The organism is Aquipuribacter hungaricus (assembly GCF_037860755.1).
In the GTDB taxonomy this organism is placed as follows: domain Bacteria; phylum Actinomycetota; class Actinomycetes; order Actinomycetales; family JBBAYJ01; genus Aquipuribacter; species Aquipuribacter hungaricus.
The window spans coordinates 1-17381 of record NZ_JBBEOI010000053.1; the positions used below are offsets into that span (position 1 = coordinate 1).

17 protein-coding genes are annotated in these 17381 nt (G+C 72.1%); 8 read left to right on the top strand and 9 right to left on the bottom strand.

The window, feature by feature from the left end; all coding sequences use genetic code 11:
- Positions 1 to 232: 232 nt before the first annotated feature.
- Positions 233 to 367 (top strand): hypothetical protein, encoded by a 135-nt coding sequence (locus tag WCS02_RS08265; protein ID WP_340291892.1) that lies wholly within the window; start codon positions 233 to 235, stop codon positions 365 to 367.
- An 891-nt stretch (positions 368 to 1258) separates the two neighbouring features.
- Positions 1259 to 1552, top strand: a complete 294-nt coding sequence (locus WCS02_RS08270; protein WP_340291895.1) for a hypothetical protein — start codon at positions 1259 to 1261, stop codon at positions 1550 to 1552.
- Between the two features lie 466 nt (positions 1553 to 2018).
- Here WCS02_RS08270 and WCS02_RS08275 read toward each other — a convergent pair whose 3' ends face one another.
- From WCS02_RS08275 to WCS02_RS08285, 3 genes are read right to left on the bottom strand one after another with little or no spacing between them, the layout of a single operon-like run.
- Entirely contained in the window at positions 2019 to 2792 is a 774-nt protein-coding gene (locus WCS02_RS08275) for a hypothetical protein (protein WP_340291897.1), read from the bottom strand.
- Positions 2793 to 2811: 19 nt separating this feature from the next.
- Entirely contained in the window at positions 2812 to 4674 is a 1863-nt protein-coding gene (locus WCS02_RS08280; protein WP_340291899.1) for a relaxase/mobilization nuclease domain-containing protein, read from the bottom strand.
- 28 nt (positions 4675 to 4702) lie between these two features.
- Positions 4703 to 5011: a MobC family plasmid mobilization relaxosome protein gene (locus WCS02_RS08285; protein ID WP_340291902.1), complete on the bottom strand. Its 309-nt coding sequence runs from the start codon at positions 5009 to 5011 to the stop codon at positions 4703 to 4705.
- 347 nt (positions 5012 to 5358) lie between these two features.
- Between WCS02_RS08285 and WCS02_RS08290 the strand changes: the two genes are divergently transcribed.
- From WCS02_RS08290 to WCS02_RS08300, 3 genes are all read left to right on the top strand, one after another.
- The gene (locus WCS02_RS08290; protein ID WP_340291904.1) at positions 5359 to 5844 is read left to right on the top strand and encodes a hypothetical protein; all 486 of its coding nucleotides are present in this window, start codon (positions 5359 to 5361) and stop codon (positions 5842 to 5844) included.
- Between the two features lie 460 nt (positions 5845 to 6304).
- A complete protein-coding gene (locus tag WCS02_RS08295) occupies positions 6305 to 6793 on the top strand; it encodes a hypothetical protein (RefSeq protein WP_340291906.1) in 489 nt (162 codons plus the stop codon).
- A complete protein-coding gene (locus WCS02_RS08300) occupies positions 6790 to 8274 on the top strand; it encodes a hypothetical protein (protein ID WP_340291908.1) in 1485 nt (494 codons plus the stop codon). The genes WCS02_RS08295 and WCS02_RS08300 overlap by 4 nt, the downstream gene beginning before the upstream one ends.
- 903 nt (positions 8275 to 9177) lie before the next feature.
- On the opposite strand, the gene WCS02_RS08310 is transcribed toward WCS02_RS08300, so the two are convergent.
- Positions 9178 to 9363, bottom strand: coding sequence for a hypothetical protein (locus WCS02_RS08310; protein ID WP_340291911.1), 186 nt, complete (start codon positions 9361 to 9363; stop codon positions 9178 to 9180).
- 907 nt (positions 9364 to 10270) lie between these two features.
- On the opposite strand from WCS02_RS08310, the gene WCS02_RS08315 reads away from it, so the two are divergent.
- Entirely contained in the window at positions 10271 to 11326 is a 1056-nt protein-coding gene (locus tag WCS02_RS08315; protein WP_340291913.1) for a class I SAM-dependent methyltransferase, read from the top strand.
- Between the two features lie 447 nt (positions 11327 to 11773).
- On the opposite strand, the gene WCS02_RS08320 is transcribed toward WCS02_RS08315, so the two are convergent.
- On the bottom strand, positions 11774 to 12106 hold the full coding sequence (locus tag WCS02_RS08320; protein ID WP_340291915.1) for a hypothetical protein: 333 nt from the start codon (positions 12104 to 12106) through the stop codon (positions 11774 to 11776).
- A 341-nt stretch (positions 12107 to 12447) separates the two neighbouring features.
- On the opposite strand from WCS02_RS08320, the gene WCS02_RS21175 reads away from it, so the two are divergent.
- A complete protein-coding gene (locus WCS02_RS21175; protein ID WP_376984322.1) occupies positions 12448 to 12603 on the top strand; it encodes a ribbon-helix-helix domain-containing protein in 156 nt (51 codons plus the stop codon).
- A 394-nt stretch (positions 12604 to 12997) separates the two neighbouring features.
- On the opposite strand, the gene WCS02_RS08325 is transcribed toward WCS02_RS21175, so the two are convergent.
- The 4 genes from WCS02_RS08325 to WCS02_RS08340 form a co-directional block, all read right to left on the bottom strand.
- Positions 12998 to 13192, bottom strand: a complete 195-nt coding sequence (locus WCS02_RS08325) for a helix-hairpin-helix domain-containing protein (RefSeq protein ID WP_340291917.1) — start codon at positions 13190 to 13192, stop codon at positions 12998 to 13000.
- Between the two features lie 498 nt (positions 13193 to 13690).
- Positions 13691 to 13909, bottom strand: coding sequence for a hypothetical protein (locus tag WCS02_RS08330; protein ID WP_340291918.1), 219 nt, complete (start codon positions 13907 to 13909; stop codon positions 13691 to 13693).
- 150 nt (positions 13910 to 14059) lie between these two features.
- Complete coding sequence (locus WCS02_RS08335) at positions 14060 to 14611, bottom strand: carboxypeptidase-like regulatory domain-containing protein (RefSeq protein WP_340291920.1); 552 nt, start codon at positions 14609 to 14611, stop codon at positions 14060 to 14062.
- 475 nt (positions 14612 to 15086) lie between these two features.
- Positions 15087 to 15596 carry a SigE family RNA polymerase sigma factor gene (locus tag WCS02_RS08340; RefSeq protein WP_340291922.1) on the bottom strand — a complete coding sequence of 170 codons (510 nt, stop codon included), beginning with the start codon at positions 15594 to 15596 and terminating at the stop codon, positions 15087 to 15089.
- A gap of 701 nt (positions 15597 to 16297) precedes the next feature.
- Between WCS02_RS08340 and WCS02_RS08345 the strand changes: the two genes are divergently transcribed.
- A complete protein-coding gene (locus WCS02_RS08345; protein WP_340291925.1) occupies positions 16298 to 17125 on the top strand; it encodes a hypothetical protein in 828 nt (275 codons plus the stop codon).
- The last annotated feature ends 256 nt before the right edge of the window (positions 17126 to 17381 follow it).

Consider the following 17381-nt stretch of genomic DNA (forward strand, 5'->3'; position numbering starts at 1 on the left):
ACGACGGGCGGTGGGGCGACGACGGACGGTGGGGCGGGTGCTCACGGCAGACTCCAGCGGGTGTGGTCCGGTCGCATCACGGACCGGGCTCGGTGCGCGCCCTCGAGGGGGGCAGGTGCAGCAGCGGCACACGGCAGGGGGGTGGCCGCGGTGCACCCGGGACTCTACCTTCGTTGCTCGCGGCGCCCGGTCGCACCCTTATGTCGGACAGAGGACGGCCACGGGTGAGCAAGTGCGTCCGGCATGCATCGAGAGCGGCATCCCCTCGGGCGGCCTCCTAATCGGCACCGAGGTCGTCGAGACCGAGGCGCAGCAGGCCATGTGGGGCAGCGTCACCGACGAGTCCGTCGACCCTTGCTACCACTAGGAGTGCGACGACATCGACAACCCCGATCTCCACTCCTCCAAGGTCAACTTCGACGCCGTTGCCCACGTCGCCTGCACCTGGTCCCCGTCCGTTTCTCTTCAGGCCGTGGCGTAAGGGGTAGACGGGCCTTTCTCAGGGCCACCCCAGGCTGCCTCGCCGAGCGTCCCCACGACATCCCGTACCCCGGTGCCAGGTGCAGGATCAACCGAGACAGTCCGTGAGCCCGACCAGCTAGAGCGTGTCTGGGGCACCCCGTCACGCAGCAGCGCCACACCGCGCCCGCACCCCCGCCCGCACCCCGCCCGGCCGCCAACCGGGCAGTGCCAAAGCGACGACGCTCGGGCATCACCGGACCGGGCATTCGACCGCCCGCCTGACGTCCACGAACGTGACTGGGGCTGGTGACGCCCTTCTAGCGGCCTTACGGTTTTCCTTAGGCGTGGGGCCGGACGGACACGGCCTCACGCCGCTCGCGCTTTCTTGCACGAGGCGCTCAAGGCTCGCACTGAGCCTCAGGACTGTCGGCATAGCCGATAATGATTATTATGTCGCATGTGCTGGTGGGAGGCGTTTGCGCCGTCCCCCTGCACCGTCCTGGCAGCCCGCACCATGTCGTGGTCTACGCCTGAGCCTCGAAGCTGAACCCGTGTGCGGCGTCGGTCCCGCCGCTGGGGTGCCGAGGGGGATCGGCGACGGCGGGACCGACCGATGGACGGTACGCCGCCGACGCGACCGGCGGAAGCCACCCCTGAACCCCGGTCGGCACGCCAGCTGAGACGCACGAGCCCCGACATGCCGTTCCTCAACGGCGTCGGGATGTGGCGCGGCGGTCGACGGTCAGTGCGGGGAACGCCTGCGCGCGCGGGCTGACAGCAGGCATATCGTGGGCTTGTGGGGTTGACGCGACGCACCGCGCGCTTCGGTGAGCTCGCTGGTCAGGTCGACCGGCTCTGCCAGGCCCGAGGGCTGCAGGTGAGCCAGGCGGCGGTAGACGCCGCCCTTAACGTGAGGGTCTCGCTCGTCGCGGACCGGATGCGCATCGGGGCCGGGGCCGCGCTGGCCTACGCCCCGGACGACCTCGCGGCCGTCCTCACCGCGGAGCTCGCCGCCCGGGCGGCCGCTACGGCGGCCGGGCAAGTCGTCGACCTCGACAGCCGGCGTCCACAGCCTCCTCCCCTCAGATAGGGCTGCTGCAGCGACGCTGCTGGGTCCTCCGCCATGTGACGCAGACGACGTTTCGTGAAGTGGCCTCCGAGTCATCATGGTCGTGGACGACCTATCGTCGTCATGACGTACGACCCGCGGAGGCCCCCATGAACCCCGATGACTCCGTTCTCACGCTGCCCACCGCCGCCAGCCTCACCGCCAAGCTGGACGCGCCCGACACCTCGCTGGCCAACCCCAGGCGCACCCGCCTCTAGGGCTGAGGGGCGGGGTGCCCGCGACAGGGACTCGCCCCCGGTGAGCAGGCTGGCGCTGGGACTGCCGCCAGTCGGCGGCGACACAGGCCTCCTGGCACGGTCGTAGCAGGTACAGGCTCCGGCGCGGCGGCACACGGCCGAACCGCCTAGGAAGCAGGCCGTTCGGCGCCTCGCTACAGCTAAACGGGTCGACTGCGGCGACGTCAGCACCCAGCACTGCCTGCAGGACGTCAACGGGCGGGGGCGCTCCGTTGCGTGTCCGGGGACACGTCGCGCGTCCGTCGGGCCCTCGGCGCCGGCTGTACGGCGGCAGCGGTCGCCGCCGACGCGGGCTCGGCCTGGCTCACGTCAGCCCGCATCCTCTTCGCCACCGTCTCCGGGTCGATGTCGGCAACCTCCACCAGAGCCGCCGCGGTCGCGTGCCGCCGCGTCGGGGAGTCAAACCCGACTGCCTGACTGCCGCTGGCGACCCGACCGTCGGCGCGTCCCCGCCCCGCGGCACGTTCAAGCGCCCCCGCCTGCGCCATGAGCAGCGCGGTCTCGCTCTGCTCCACCATCTGCGACGCACTTCGCGCAGCGGGCGCCGGCTCGCGGAGGCGCTGCACGGCCTCGCGCTCAACCACGGGATCGACCCCGACTGCGTCGAGGTCGATGCCGTACCTGGCGCGGACCTCCTGGCGGATGTGCTGCTCGGCGCGGACGGCCTCGGGGTCGTCGTGGGCCCATGCCCGGGCGAGCTGGTACGTGGACGCGATCTGCTCGTGGCCGGCCTGCTCCCACCAGCCTGGCCGGTAGACGCCGCTCAGCTGGGCGCGGGCTGCCTGCTGTTCGGCCTGGACCCGTAAGCGCAGCTCGCGGGTGTCACGCTCGCTGTCGGCCTGCGCGCGGCGCAGCGTGTCCTCCCGGACCCGCGCGAGTCGTTCCCCGACCTGCCCGGCTGCGGTCAGCAGCACCCGCAGCTGTCCCTCGAACGCCTCTTCCACACCGTCCGTCTCCACCGACATACCCCTGCCCCTCCCCTGCTCATCGTTCCGGTGCGCGGTCCGCGCCCGGTCGTGCGCTCTCACGCGGCCGCGCCGGCCCGAGCCGGTCCGGCACAGGTGACCCCGGCGCCCTCGAACCTCTCGGTGCCCTGCTTGCTGTAGCCCCGCTGGCCGGTCGCTGACCCGTCCGGGCCTGCGCCACGGCCGCCGCCTCCTGCACCTCGACGTCTGGCGCCTGCCCGGTCGTCCCCGCCCGTCCCACACCCGTCGCGGCCGTGGCCGCGGCCGGCGAGACCGCTGCCGTGCTGACCAGCTGGGGGTGTGGGAGCCGGCTGGCGACCGCGCGCATGTGCGCGCGCTCCGCTGCGGCGATCTCACCGGCACGGCGAGCTTCGCCGGAGGCGCGTGCGGCGTCGTGCACGGCCTCGGCGAGGCGGACGAGCTGGCGCAGCATGATGGCCTGCGCCGCGGTCCCCTGCCCGCCCCGCGCGGCAGAGGCCAGCAGCATCGCCGTGCCGGCGACCGCGACCAGGCCAGCCTTCTGCGGCTGCACCGGCCGCCGGTACGTCTGCGCGGACCTGGCCAGCGCGTCCGCCGCGGCGGCGAGGTCACCCGGCTCCGGCTCCACCACGCTGGACCAGGCCGCGAACGCGCCAGCGGTGTGCCGGGCCACCCGCGCCCAGGTCTCCCGGTCCTCCGCCGGGACCGCGCGCAGCTGCTTGCGCAGCTCGGCGACCTCACGGGAGTACCGCTGCCACAGCTCCGGCGCCGGCTCGAGACTCTCCCGCCCCGGCGCCACCACCCGCCGCCCACGCCCCGCGGCCGTCCACTCCGCCGCTGCAACGCCGGCGCCGGTAGGGGTGTCGGGCCACTCCCCGCGCAGCCGCGGCAGGGTCAGGTCCCGGCCCAGGTGTCCCCCGCCGTACCAGATCGGACGCTCCCCGCCCGGGGGCCGGGCGGCCACGGAGTAGCCGGTGACGACGTCGCTGCGACCGTCGGCGAACCGGGCTCGCACCAGGACCCCTGCCCGGCGCAGCCGGCGCACGAACTCCGCCTCGTCTAGGCTGGCCGTGGCGCACCCCCGCACCGTGCGCGCCAGGGCGTTGCGCGGGGCCTGCAACCGCACCTCCGCCGTCACCCGGGCACGCCGCTCCGCCACCGGCAGCTCCTCCCACACCGGCACCGCACCACCGGCACCGTCAGCACCGGCACCGTCAGCACCGACACCGTCAGCACCGACACCGTCAGCGGCGCTCGAGCGCTGCGCGGTGTCCGCGTGCCTGCGGCGGGCCGCACGGTCGGCGTCGGCCTCCACCCGGGACTGCTCGGCCCGGGTGAACGCGCGCCCTGCCCGGCCTGCGGTGGCCGACTCCAGCTGCTCCAGGCCGTACCTGACCTCCAGGCCGCGGGCGGCGGTCTGCGCGCGACGGAAGTCGTGGTGCACCGAGGCCTTGGTGCCGTCCTCCCGGACCAGGTTCACCGCGATGTGGATGTGGTCGTTGCCGTTGCCGGACACCCCGTGCCGCACCGCCACCCACCGGCACGGCGCCTTCACCCAGTCCAGGTCGCCACGGTCGTCGAAGCCCATCTCCGCGACGAAGTCCGCGGCGATCGCGGCCCACCGCTCGTCGGTGAGCAGGCCCTCCTCCGCGCGCAGCGACAGCGAGCAGTGCCACACGTGCCCCCCGGGCACCGTGACGTCGTAGGCGGTGCGGGGCCGGTCCAGGTGACGCGCGATCCCGGCCGCCGCGTCGGCAGCGAGCTCGGCGTCGTCGTGCCACGCCATCAGCGCCGGGTCCCCGGCCACCAGGTGCGGCTCGGTGTGCTCGTTCGACCTCCCGGGCCCGACCAGGTACCCGATCAGACCCGCCATCCGGTCCCCCCGCGACACCTTCGGGATCACCGCGCCACCGCCGCGCACCCCTGGGTCGTCACCGTGGGCTGAGGCCGTCGATCGCGGTGTCGACGCGCTCCGCGGTGCGCCGCACCGCTCGCAGCGTCTGGACCAGGTCCTCGTGGACCTCGCCCGTGGCGTTCGTGGCCTTGGCGATCTGGTTCACGTTGTTCGACACCGCGGCCAGCAGACGGTGGATCCCGAACAGCTCGACCATCGCGTTGCGCCGCTCCGTGGGCGTCTCCCCCACCGCGCTCGACAGCGTCGCCTCCACCAGCAGCCGCGGCACCGTCACCCCCTGCGCCAGCGCCAGCTGCAGCAACAACGCCTCCTCCTCCGGCGTCACCTTCACCTCATGCCGGTGCTGCCGGCCCCCGACCACGTTCGCCCGACGACGACGAGCGAACAACCGACCAGCCGGCCCCGCCGGCCCTGCGGACCCCGGCTCGCTCATCGCTCCACCCCTCCCCGGCCCAGCGCAGCGACCCCGCCCCACGGCGGGGACCACACGAGTGTGCCGCGGCACCGACCCCAGGTCGAGGCCGCACGTCGGTTTAGCCGTGCTAAACCTATAACTTGCTCCGCTTCTCCGTCCTTAGGCGGCTGTCCACAGCCCGCCGGTCGGGTCTGGTTGTCCACAGCCTGCACCCGTCGACCTGGTACGACGGGTGCGCGCTCCTACCGTCGACAGGTATGACCACCACGTCGGGTAACACCACCCCGCCCACGACCCCGCCCACGACCTCGGCCCGGCTTGACACCGACCGCATTGAGGTCGCCGCGCGCGCACTGCTCGACGACAAGATCACCGCCGTCCGCGGCCTCGCCGCAGCCCGTCAAGCCCGTGAGGACGCCCGCGCCGGCCTCGCCGCCGCCGAGCGCCACGACGCGGCCGCCTACACCGCCGCGCTGCGCGCCGGCTGGACCACCGACGAGCTCAAGCGCGTCGGACTCGACGCCCCCACCAGCCGGGCCCCGGGCCGGCCCCGCGGCACCCAGCACCGCACACCCGCCGCAGGGCACAGCACCGGACAGAGCACCGGACAGAGCAGAGGACCAAGCGCAGAGCAGGAGCCGGGACCGGACGCAGGACAGGACACGGGACCGGCAGGGCGCAGCGCAGCTGCGGCGTCCTCAACCGGACCGGGGTCGTCCGCGGCGGACTCCCCGACCGGGTGACCGTCCCGGGCGCACGGCCCGTCTGCTCACCGAGGGCTGGAGGTCTCACCGTCGCCCGGTCGACCGGAGGTCACCACGGCCAGGGGCGGCATCGCTGCGCTCTGCGGAGGCACCCGAGGTGATCCTTCCGGCCAAGAACGCGCCGGAAGCATCATCGGGGCCCGCCTCCTCCGGCCACCCCTGCCCGCGGTCAGGCTGCGCCTCGCCCGAACGACGGTGAGACCCCCAGCACCCCCCCGAGCGTCACCACCACGCCGCGCCCCCTCCAGGGCAGACACCGGCGCCCCGGAGGGCGCCGGGACAACCGAACAGCGCAGGGGCTCCGCCCCCACACCCCCGGCCCTCACTCCGATGAGGCGGGGAAGACCGCACGACCAGCCGACCAGCCATGAGGGACCGACCACGCACCACAACCCGAGTCCGCGACCGGCAGCCGCGACCGACACCGAGGAGACACGACATGACCACCCCGACACCGACTCCGGCACCGATCCCGGTACCGATCCCGACGCAGACGCCCCTGCCCCCGCTGGCACGCGCCCTGGACCTGCTCGCCGGGCTGCTGCTACGAGACGACCTCCCCCTGGACGCCCGCCTCGACATCACCGAGGTTTTCACCAACCTGCTCGACGTCCGACCGCCCTTCCCCCCGACCACCCCCCACCCCGACACCACACACGCCGACACAACAGACGCCACACGCGCCGCAGGTGCCGCGGGTGCCGCGGGTGCCGGGGGTGCCGGGGGTGCCGGGGGTGCCGGGGGTGCCGGGGGTGGCGGGGGTGCCGGGGGCCACTGGACCGACGGCGTCGCCGAGGCCGTGGCTGCCCTACAGCAGCTCACCCGCGAGCACGGCGTCGACCTCACCCCGGCAGTCGTCGTCGGCTACGCCCTGGCCGCGCGACGCCTTCGCCGCACCCTGGACCAGCAGACCCCGGCCACCTCATGAGCACACCACCCACCACCAGCAGCAGCACCAGCAGCGCCGGCAACGGGAGCGCCGGCATCGGGAGCGCCGGCAACGGGAGCGGGTCCGGTCGTCACGGGCGGGGCGACACCTTCACCCATGCCTGGCACACCGTGGGCCACCGGATCAGCGGGCTGCTCCACGACCCGACCCCGGTCACCCCCGACACGCTGCCCCTGGCCGTCGTCGCCCACGCCGCCACCGTGCGCCTGCTCACCACCGTCCACCACGACCTCACCGACCGCGGACCCCGCACCGCCACCCAGGCCCGCCCGCACGGCGCACCCGCACCGCTGCAGCTGCTCGAGGCCGACCCCGTCACCGCCCTCGGCCACGCCCTGGACCGCCACCCCGCCACCCCCGGCGCCGCCCTGTCCGACGTCCTCACCACCAACCCCCCACCCGGGCCCGCCCGGCTCTGGCACGACCTCGCCCGCGCCTCGACCCTCGCCGAGCACGCCTGGCGCGACGCCGAACCCACCTCACGACCCCGCCACGACCAGGCCTGGTCCGTCATGGCCGACGTCGGCGCCCTCGCCGAAAGCCTTGCCCTGCTCGACCACGACATCGCCCGCACCGCCACCCGCCTCACCCGGACCGGCCAGCAGCTCCTCGACACCTCCCCCGGCGTGCTGTCCGACCGCTACGGCCACGCCGCCACCGCCGGCCTGCGAGCCGCCGGGGAACGCACCCGCCTCCTCGCCGCCCTGGGACCCCTGCCCGACGTCGGCCCCCTCCGCCACCCCGTCACCACCGCTCACGCACCCCGGTACCCCGCGCACGTCCCCGCCGCACAGACCGCCACAGCCGAGCTCCTCGACAAGGCCCGCACCATCAGCCCCGCCGACCTCACCCTCCTCGCCCTGGCCCAGGCCAAGCTCAGCCAGCACGCGGCCCGCCTCACCAGCGACCCCGCCCTCGCCGCCGCCGCCCACGCCCACGCCACCGTCCTGGCCGCCGTGAAACCCCGGGCCCTGGCCACCCTTGAACCCCGCAGCGACCAACGACCCCTGCAACAGTCCCAAGCCCTCCTGGCCTACCTGCGCGGCATCCACCCCACGGACCCCGACGCGTCCCGGGTCGCGGCGGCCCTCGCCCGCAGCCAGCCCGACATCCTCGAGGCCCTGCACCGCACCGCCCGGGCCCAGCTCGCCACCGGCGCCTGGCTCGTCCCTGACGACCGCCCACGCACCAGCACCCATTGGATGAAACACCCCGCGACCCCTGACTCCCAACCCGACCTGGTCGGACGGCTCGTCCAGGCCCGCGGCACCGCCCACACGCTCTCCCACGCCGCCGGCCCCAACCCGTTCCCCGACGCTGACGCGGTCATCGCCGTCGCCACCGCACGCCAAGGCCTCCCACCCCGCCACGCCCTTCATCCACCGGCCTTCCCGAACACCACCGAACGACCCACCGCCCCCTCACGCATCACCGCTCGTGCCACCGACCTCGGGCGCTGAACAAACCAACCTGAGCCGCCCGCCCGAGCACCCGCGACGTGCAAGAGCCCCGGCGCTGCCAGCCATAGCTGCGGGAGTCCGTCGCCGGGCGCATGGCGATGTGGCTGACCAGCAGGGCCAATGCCGCCCCCGGCGGCGTCGGGGAGCATGTGCCCGGCGTCCGCGGACAGGGCCAACGCCCCGACAGCAGCCCCCCCCTCGACGACATGCACGCCCACCACGGACCGGGTGATGCACAGCACCAGGAGCAGCCGGCGCCGGTGCCGGGCGGACCACCCGCCACCGAGGGCAGCCGTGGCTATGGGCGTGCCCGCCACGTACCTCCGCCCCCGGTCAGCCCCGGTGCCAGCCACTCCTGGTGGTTGTCGTGTCGTCTGAGGCGGCGGGGGCCACGCAGCACCCGGACGTGCATCCGGATGACCAGCTGTCGGAGCAGCCGGCTTGGTCGTTGGCATCGGCCTCGCCTGTCACGACGCCCGGGGTCGGGAGCGGTCCGCAGCAGCGGTTGGTCGGCCCGCACCCGCGCGACGGCGCCCAGCACGTCAGCGCGCCAGGCCTTGAGGCCCTCCTGCACCGCCACGGCGGCGATAACCAGCCCGGAGACCGGGTCGGCCCAGAACCAGCCGAGGGCGGCGTTGCAAGGTGGCGCGTCCAGGCGTCCCAATCGCCCCTGAGGAACCTCGTTAAGGTGGCGCACCGTGCACGACGAGGTCGAGGCTCCGAGTGAACACCCCTGACGCCGCCCTCCTGAGGGAGCTCATCGCCGCGCAGATCTGCGCCTGGTGCGGCCGGGAGAACCTCCGGTCCTTGGCCAACCACACGGTGCTCGTGCACGGGATCCGGGCTGTCGAGCTACGCCAGCTGGCCGGCTTACCCGCTGGGGCACCGCTGTGCTCGCCGAGGCTAAGCGACCGCCATCGCGAACTGGCCGTCGAGCAGCGCACCACCGAGTGGCTGCATGTACCAGCAGTCGCTGCCGCTGCCGCTGCCACGAGGGAGGCGCGGTACGACGAGGGGCAGCGTCAGCGGCGCGTCGAGCATCTGAAGACAGTGCGTGGTGCCGCGCTGGAAGCCATGCGGCGTTCGCACGCAAGGGAACGGCAAGACCCCGAGCTGGCGAGGGAGCGACTGCTCGCCAGGTCCTCGGCCCACAGACTCGTTCGAGATGGAGCGGAGTGCGGGATCTGCGGCACGTGGTTCTGTTCCGTGGCCGAGCCCGGTAAGGACTACCGGCAGCGGCGGTATTGCGGTGCGGACTGCCGTACCGAAGCACAACGACGAGGACAGCGCAGGACGTGGCGTCGGCGTGCGCTGACGACCTTGCGGTCATCGGACCGTTGATGGCAGGGCGGCACCCAGCAGGCCAGCCCTAGACCACGTTTCAGCTCCAGGTCGAGCTGCCGGGGCCGGAGGGGTTGGAGGGGCTCTCTGCATCCTGACGCCTTGGCGCTCCCCGCAGGGTCCCGGTAATTGGGCAGACCGGGGTGCAGGATCACCCAGCCCCGGGACAGGCGGCTTTCTCCTGCGGGGCCCGTCCTAGACGGCGTCGGCTATCTCGCCGATGTCGCCATCGTCTCCGAAGCCTCGCTGCTTGTGGCTTCGCTACAGCAGCAGTCCGACGACCCAAGCCGACACCTCCAGCTTGAGGCTTGACCACCCACCGATGCACACGCCGCGCCAGCAGGCACGATCAATCGGCAGTGACTGCCAGGCCGGCCACGACGGCCCCGGCGACTGCAATCCGCGGGATCTGGTGGACCTTCCCAGCAACCCAGGCAGTAGAGGACGGCACACAGACACGGAGAACCCGCCACCCGTCGGCCCGTCACCTGCCGGGCCTACGAGGACGCGGCCAAGCGGCCCCCCCCCGCATGTGGACCGGGCGTCCCCGCGCCGCCCGCCCCTCCCCTCCAGACGACGGCAACCCCGCGGGAACCCCCGGGTCGATCTCGGCGGCCATCTCAACCATCGACCGCGGGTGCCGATAGCCGTACACGTGAGCCCCCTAACGGACACGTCGGGCCTTTGGCCTGGCACTCCACTTCGCAGCCGTGACGTCGCCGAGCTGCTGAGGTCAAAGCCTTCGCTGGAGCGGCTCAGCCGCGACTACCCCAGTGAGTGGGCGCAGTCTCAGCGCCACCTCGCGCGACTGCTGGCTGACGGCGGGCGGGACGCCCTCAAGAACTATCTCACCACCGCCACGGGCAGGGAGCGTTCGCCTCAGGACCGCATAGAGCCAGACCGAGTTCGGGCCGCGGCCGCCGTGCGCCGCTACATGACCCTCGAGCTCGTCCGTCAGGCATGCGTGGCCCACGGTGCCGGTATGAGCCAGGGACCGATCCGCTTCGGCCGCGTCAACGGCTTTGTCCTGCAGCGGCTGTTGTTCGAGCGGGGGCTGCGACGCAAACCTGTCTCGCTGGTTCTGTTCCGCGCGGTGTGGCCTCTGCTCAGCCAGCGACGCCTGCTGCTGCCGCTGGTTATGCAGCAGGGCATTTACTGCTTCTACTCGCGGCGACTTGTGAGGGCGATCGCCCGGCTCGTCAACGACCGGTCCTGCCTGGAGATCGCCGCCGGGGACGGCACGCTCTCACGGTTTCTCCGCGACGAAGGTGTCTCCATCACCGCGACAGACGACTTCAGCTGGGACCACGCCATCCAGTTCGGTGGCGACGTCGAGCGGCTGGACGCGCGACAGGCCCTACGAACCCATGCACCCGAGGTGGTCGTGTGCTCGTGGCCGCCTCCGGGGAACAGCTTCGAAAAGCACGTGTTCAATACCCCTAGTGTTCAACTGTACATCCTGCTGACCAGCCGTCACGCCTACGCCGCTGGGAACCCGGACGCCTATACCGCGCAGAGGGGCTTCGACGTGCAGCACGACCCCATTCTTAGCCGCCTTATCCTGCCCGACAACGTCGACGGTGCCGTCTACCTCTTCCGCCGTCGACCTGACGCGCCCGCTGCATTACCGCACCGTGGGGCGGAGACAGCCGCACCGCCGTGCACGAAACGACCGCCCGGACCCCTTGCCCCGTCCCATCGAGAGGCTTGATGAGGGCATAGGCGGTCAGGACCGCCGGGTCGCCCATTGCCGTGGTGCTGCGCGGCGCGCTGCTGGCGGTCCCACACGTGCAGGGACTGCGCTACACGAAGACCCGAATAGTTCCGGACGGCTGTCCAGCCACCAAGGTGAGTGGGCTCACATCGGCCTGGTCGTACCCGCCGCGCGTCTGACACCTGGGTGCGTGGTCTGCAAAATCTCCGTCTCCGAAATGTCTGCCAATACCGCGTGCCCTGTCGCTGGCGGGGAGAGGTTGCCGTCTCCACCGCGATCATCGTGGTCAACCACCGACCTCTGCTGCCCACGACGGTTGACCCGCCGCGAGCTCTCGCTTGAGCGGCATTACACGGTTGGCCTTTTTCAGTGCGGCGCCTGCGGTGGTCTTGCCATCGAGATCTGAGGTTGCTGCCCTGCACAGACGGCCGGGTGGTGGCGGGCCTAGGGGTTATAGAGCAGCGCCAGCGTCGTCCCCGCCGCCAGCACCAAGAGCAGGCCCGTCAGCCGGTCGAGCCGCAACGGGCGACTACCAATCGCAGCGGGCACGACCGCCAGCCATAACCCGGCCGGGACCAGCCACCAGCCCCACACGCCGTGCTCCTCCCAGGGCCAGTGCGAAACGTTTCCTGTCGCTATCACCAGCGGGGTAAGCGCGGCGACCGAGCCAAGTGGCACGACGACGGCCAGCAGCACCACGAGCCAGGTGAGGGCACGGCGGCGACCGGAGGCGGCGGCGCACATACCTGCGGCCGGGGAACTCTGCGACAAGGTCACCGCGCTAGCATGCCGTACGGCGCGCGACCTCGCTGTCGCGACCAAACTGCAGAAATGCCCCTGCGTTGAAGGCGTTGGTCGACAGCGCAGCGCCGTATCAGGAGTCCGTGCGACGGTGTGCTTGACCCGAGCTAGCAGGTCAACTTCAGCGACCGGGCCTGAATTCTGGGATCACCTTCGACGGCGAGCGGCTTAAATCACGGCGCGACTTCGGAGGTGGTCGCCGGTAGAGGTGGACGATCGCCGGACGGATGGACTGTGGCACGTGCAGGTGTGCCGGTCGACATGGCGGCCCTGGCTCACCGTCGCCTTGGAAGACGGCCGCAGCTAACGTCATACACATGCCGAGACCAGGGCCCCGCCGACCCATCGTCACCGTACGCGTCGACCAAGAGGACCTCACTGAAGTTGACCGGCTCGCCACCGCCGAGGGTGTCGGCCGGTCGGAGATGGTCCGCCGACTACTCGTTGAGGCCATGGCCGCTCGCCGCGCCTGACACCACCGGTCGCACCGTGGGCGCGTGTCCCCGCCCACGGACGTCCGTGCCGCCTGGCACTTGTGGGGCGTCGCTCCTACGTCCAAGCATCCGCGCCGGGGCCACCTGGTAGTCCGGCAAATATCCCCAGCTGGCCATCGGCATACGTTCCCGATGCCGGGATGTGAAGGTTCGTGTCGCCACTGCTCTGGCGGTCCTACTGCTCCTGCCGGCGTGCTCGTCTGCGGTCAACGAACCGGATCCCACCGCACAGATGTGCCAAGGGTTCCGGCAGTCGGACGCGGCGCTTCTCCTAGAGCCGGCGAACCTTGTCGCAGCCCTGATAGACCCTGCTGTGGCGGACCCGTCCAGGGCTGAGGTCGAGGAGATGGTCCGGGCAGCGGTCCTGGAGCCTTCAGGTGAGCCGAAGGTCGTGCTGCTCCAGCTCGGCCTCGATGAGGGCCAAAGCCCTGGGCCCTACCCCGTGCAGCCGGGCGAGGTCGGACCGTGCGACGCCGGCCAGCTGAGCGAGTGAGGTGTAACCGGCGTCGGTGAGTGCGAGCGTTGCGGGGGCGCCGATGCTGGGAAGCTCCTCTAGCGGCGTAGTCACGCTGTGACGGTGTCAGGGCTCACGCCGCGGTGTCCAGCAAGCGATCCCCCTGCGGGACGGCCCCAGGGCCACGACGACGCCGGCGGGCCCCCACGGTGTCACCGCTAGGCGGTGGTCTCGCGGGTGACCGCCGCTTGCACCTCGCCCCCGGTTCTGAGCGGGCGGGTTTGCGCCTAACGGCCGAGGTAGACGGCGAAAGCACCGACCCCCACCGCGAAAACGCCCACTCCGACTGCGACGACTGTCGGGACGCCTCCAGGGCGCGATGGCCAGCGGGGGGCAAGCACCTTGGCGAAGGCAACACAACCCAGGCCGACTAGGGCTATCGCGAGACCGAAGATCGCGGTTGGGCTCAATCTCGTTTCCTACCTTCCAGGAACTTGAAGACCCAGTAGGCCAAGATGAAAACCATTAAAGCGAGGACGAACCAGTCCGCGCCTTCGAACGCCCCTCCACCGCGACCGCCGCCGGCGTTCAAGCCGTGAAATAGTGTCAATGTCACGCAAACACCCTAAGGGCCAAGTAGGAAGCAAAGGCGATGAAGCCCACTCCTACAACCACGATGTGCCCGGTTCGCCGCCCACGGCTCATGGGTATAGCCATCGCACCCGCACGCTTCTCGACGTCACCCCCGAGAGAGGCCACACGCTCCCGGAACACCAGGAGCAGTACGCCGATGCTGAACACGACGACGCATATCACCACCACTGCCACCATGAGGCCGAGCGTACCTACGCAAGACCCGGGACGTGACTAGGGCAGAGCACGCGGAGGGAAAAGCGACGGTGGCTCGCGGTTGATCAGATGGGGCACGCGCCGTAGCCGGGGGGTCGGCCCGCGACTTGAGTAAGCGACCGGTGGCGTGACTCAGCGGATCGGGCAGGCGATGTCTGCGATCGTCTCGTTGCCGGCAGTGATGACGACGGTCGCTGCTGCTTGGCAGGTGACCCGGCCGCCCATGTAGCCGGGGCTCGTGGCGCTGATCCCGTACCGGCCGGGTGCCAGCTCTAGCCGGAACTGGCCGTCGGCGTCCGTCGGGGTGGTCCCGGACTGTCCACCGTCCGAGGCCGGCCACGCGACCTCGCCAGGCACGGGCAACGGCGACACCCCGGGGGGGCCGCCGACCAGCTGGAGGGTCCCGACCACGGCGCCGGTGGGTGGCGGGGGGGCTGGTGTGGCGAAGGCGCCGCAGCCGCCGGTCAAAATGGTCTCGGGGTCCGGCACCTCGTCGAATCCGACGGTGCCGCTAGGTCCCAGGACGCGCGGCCCTGACTCGCTCGAAGCGATCCAGAACGACATGGGTGGCTGCTCGAAGGGCCCCGGCGGCGTGGTCAGCTGTGAGACCCAGTACCGGCCGTCGAAGACGATGTAGCCGCCGCAGCCGTACCGCAGCGAGTACTCGTAGAACTCCCCCGGCACGACCCCGGGCCCGCACGGGGGAGTCGTCTCAGCACCGGTGCAGACGCCGTCCGGCCCCTGGCCGTCGCCGGGGCCGGGGAGGGGGCCGCAGTAGGAACCGGTCGCAAAGCTGGGCTCAGTGGTGTCAGCCGGGCAGGGTACGGCCGGCGGCGGGGGCCCACCCCGCTGCGCCTGCCCGGGCGGCAGGTTCGTGGCCGCGTCGGATGGCACCGCCGTGGGCGGCTCGCCCACCATGGCCGGGGGCGAGGGCGAGGTGACTGCCCGCCCAGCGATGGGTGCGTCTTCGCCCCCCGGCTGGTCAGAGAGGCCCCCGCCGAAGATCGCCGTCGCAGCGACCACCACGAGGGACAGAGCGGCGGTGGTGGCGACGGACCAGCGGGTGCGGTGGCGGGTCCTGGCCTCGCGCACTACCTGGTCCGGGTCCAGCAGCCGGGGAGGTTCGGGTGCCGCGGCGTCCAGGCGGCGGCGCAGGTCGTCAGTCATGGCTGTTCTCCGTCCGTGCCAGGTCGACCATCGAGGGATGGCGCCGCAGCGCCGTAAGGGCTTTCGAGGTCTGGCTCTTGACGGTGCCGACCGAGCACCGCAGCGCGTCGGCTGTCGCCTGCTCGGAGGCGTCGTCGAAGAAGCGGAGCACGATCACCGCGCGCTGCCGTGGTGGCAGCGCCTGCAGCGCCGCGACCAGGACCAGCCGGTCGTCCGGGTCGTCCTGCGCGCTGGTGGTTGTCTCGGGCAGCTGGTCCACGGGCTGCTCGCCCGTCCACCGGCGGGCGCGCCAGTCCCGAGACGTCGTCACCAGCACCCGACGCACGTAGGCATGGGCCTGGTCGCCACCTCCGAGCCGGCGCCACCGCGGCCAGACGGCCACCAACGCCGTCTGCACCAGGTCCTCAGCCGTCGCCCAGTCACCGGTCAACAGCCACGCCAGCCGCAGCAGCGACCGCTGGCGCTGCACCACGTACTGCCGGAAGTCCCCGACCACATCCACGGACACCTCCGGCCCTCACCACCTACACCGCCTGGACCTACCGAAAGGTTGCCCCAAGAACCACGGGGTCGAAGCGACCGCACAGCCGATAGATCGCCCCCGCGTGGCGCGGACGGGCACATGCGCGCCGAAAGCCGACCGCAACTGAGGACGCGCGCCGTTCGGGGCGCTTCAGCCCGGGACCCCGGCGTACCCCGTGCCGCAGAGGATCGGTGAACGGGACGGAACGACGTCAGGCGGCACAGCCGGGTGGGTGTCGGCGGCCGCGACATGCCCGCGTAGGTTCGGTCGGGACGATGTCTGGGGCCGGTTCCCGGACCGTCGAGCAGCTGGCCGGGGGAAGCATGAAGGCTCGAGTCTGGGCGCCGGTGGCGTTGGGGGCGCTGCTGGTCGTCGGCGTGCTGGGCGTGCGAGGCGACAGCGCGGCCGATGAGGAGGACCTGCGGGCCGAGGCGCCATCGACGCTGACGGCGGAGCCGTCTGTGGACGACAGGGCGGAGCCGGGTGCAGTGCGGCTCGCGGCGGACGGGATCGAGGGGATGCGTCTGGGCTCACCCGGGACCGGGTTCGTGTCGCCGATCCTGGGCAGCGGGGGCGAGCCTATCGCGGCTGAGGACCTGCCGGGCGGGTGCATGCCAGCCTTCGAGTCGGGTTCCGTGCAGGGTCGGACGTGGGATACCCGAGCCTGGCTCGTCGACGACGTGGTCTCTGCGGTGCTGGTCTCCCGCCGCAACACGAACCTGGTGACGCCCGCCGGGTTGAGCACCTGGCTGGGGCCGACGTTGGGTTCCCCTGTCGAGGCTGCGAGCGAGCTCCCCGGGGCGCGGACCAGGACCGAGCGACCTGCCGGGGCGCAGGGCCCCGAGGTGACGGTGGTTGTGGCGTCGGCCGATGGTGTCGAGGTCGTCTTCTCTGACGTCGTCTTCGACGTCGAAGCGGTCCCCGAAGAAGCCCGCGGACGCATCACCACCATCGAGGTGCGCCACCCACGCGCCCGAGCGTGCTCAGAGGAGGCGCTGGTCGCGTTCTCCCCGTCGGCGCTGGAGGGCGTGGCGACGGACCAGGTGCTCGGGCTGGACGGCCTCACCGCCGCACCGATCGGGTCGGACGCGACCGTCCTGGAGGACCTGCCGCGCGTACAGCCGCAGGGAGGCGGTCTCGGTGGCTGCGAAGCGTTCTTCCTGGCAACGGGCACCGGGAGCGTCCGGGTGGTGGCAGTGGACGGCGTCGTGGTGTCCACGTCGCTGTGGGGGGACGCCGGCGACGGCACCTACGGTGAGTTCCCTTTCCGGCTGGGGATGACGGCCGAGGAGGTCTCGGCCGCGGTACCCGCAGAGGCCGGACCTGCGCTGGAGATCGGCACCGACGCGGTCGAGGTGATCCTCGGGCAGCGGCTCATCCGGTTGGACCTCGCCCCACCCGTGCACTGGGTCGAGGACGTCGACGTCCCCGTGTCGCACGGCCCCCCGGCCGTCTCCACGATCACCGTGCAGGACCTCGGCGTCAGCGACGAGGCCGTCGACTGCTGAGCCGACCTCGTCCCCTCGACGACGCGGACAACAGCGGATGCTCCTGACGATCGGTCGCTGACCTCACTACGTACCGAGGCACCCCAGCACGACTGGGAGGCTGAGCCGGTGTCTCCGCGAGCCCTCCCAGCCGCTCGACGGCGCGTTCTCGAGGCTGTGGCGTCTCGCGTGCCCGTGAGGGACGAGGACTGCGTGCGGGTGGGCGTCGACGGGGTCGACGGAGCCGGTAAGACCGTCTTCGCCGATGACCTCGCCG

What these genes read in the sequence shown, in the direction of transcription:
- WCS02_RS21175 (WP_376984322.1), top strand. Translation starts at nt 12,448, where the DNA reads ATGCCGAGACCAGGGCCCCGCCGACCCATCGTCACCGTACGCGTCGAC.
- WCS02_RS08290 (WP_340291904.1), top strand. Translation starts at nt 5,359, where the DNA reads ATGACCACCACGTCGGGTAACACCACCCCGCCCACGACCCCGCCCACG.
- WCS02_RS08330 (WP_340291918.1), bottom strand. Translation starts at nt 13,909, where the DNA reads ATGGTGGCAGTGGTGGTGATATGCGTCGTCGTGTTCAGCATCGGCGTA.
- WCS02_RS08300 (WP_340291908.1), top strand. Translation starts at nt 6,790, where the DNA reads ATGAGCACACCACCCACCACCAGCAGCAGCACCAGCAGCGCCGGCAAC.
- WCS02_RS08295 (WP_340291906.1), top strand. Translation starts at nt 6,305, where the DNA reads ATGACCACCCCGACACCGACTCCGGCACCGATCCCGGTACCGATCCCG.
- WCS02_RS08275 (WP_340291897.1), bottom strand. Translation starts at nt 2,792, where the DNA reads ATGTCGGTGGAGACGGACGGTGTGGAAGAGGCGTTCGAGGGACAGCTG.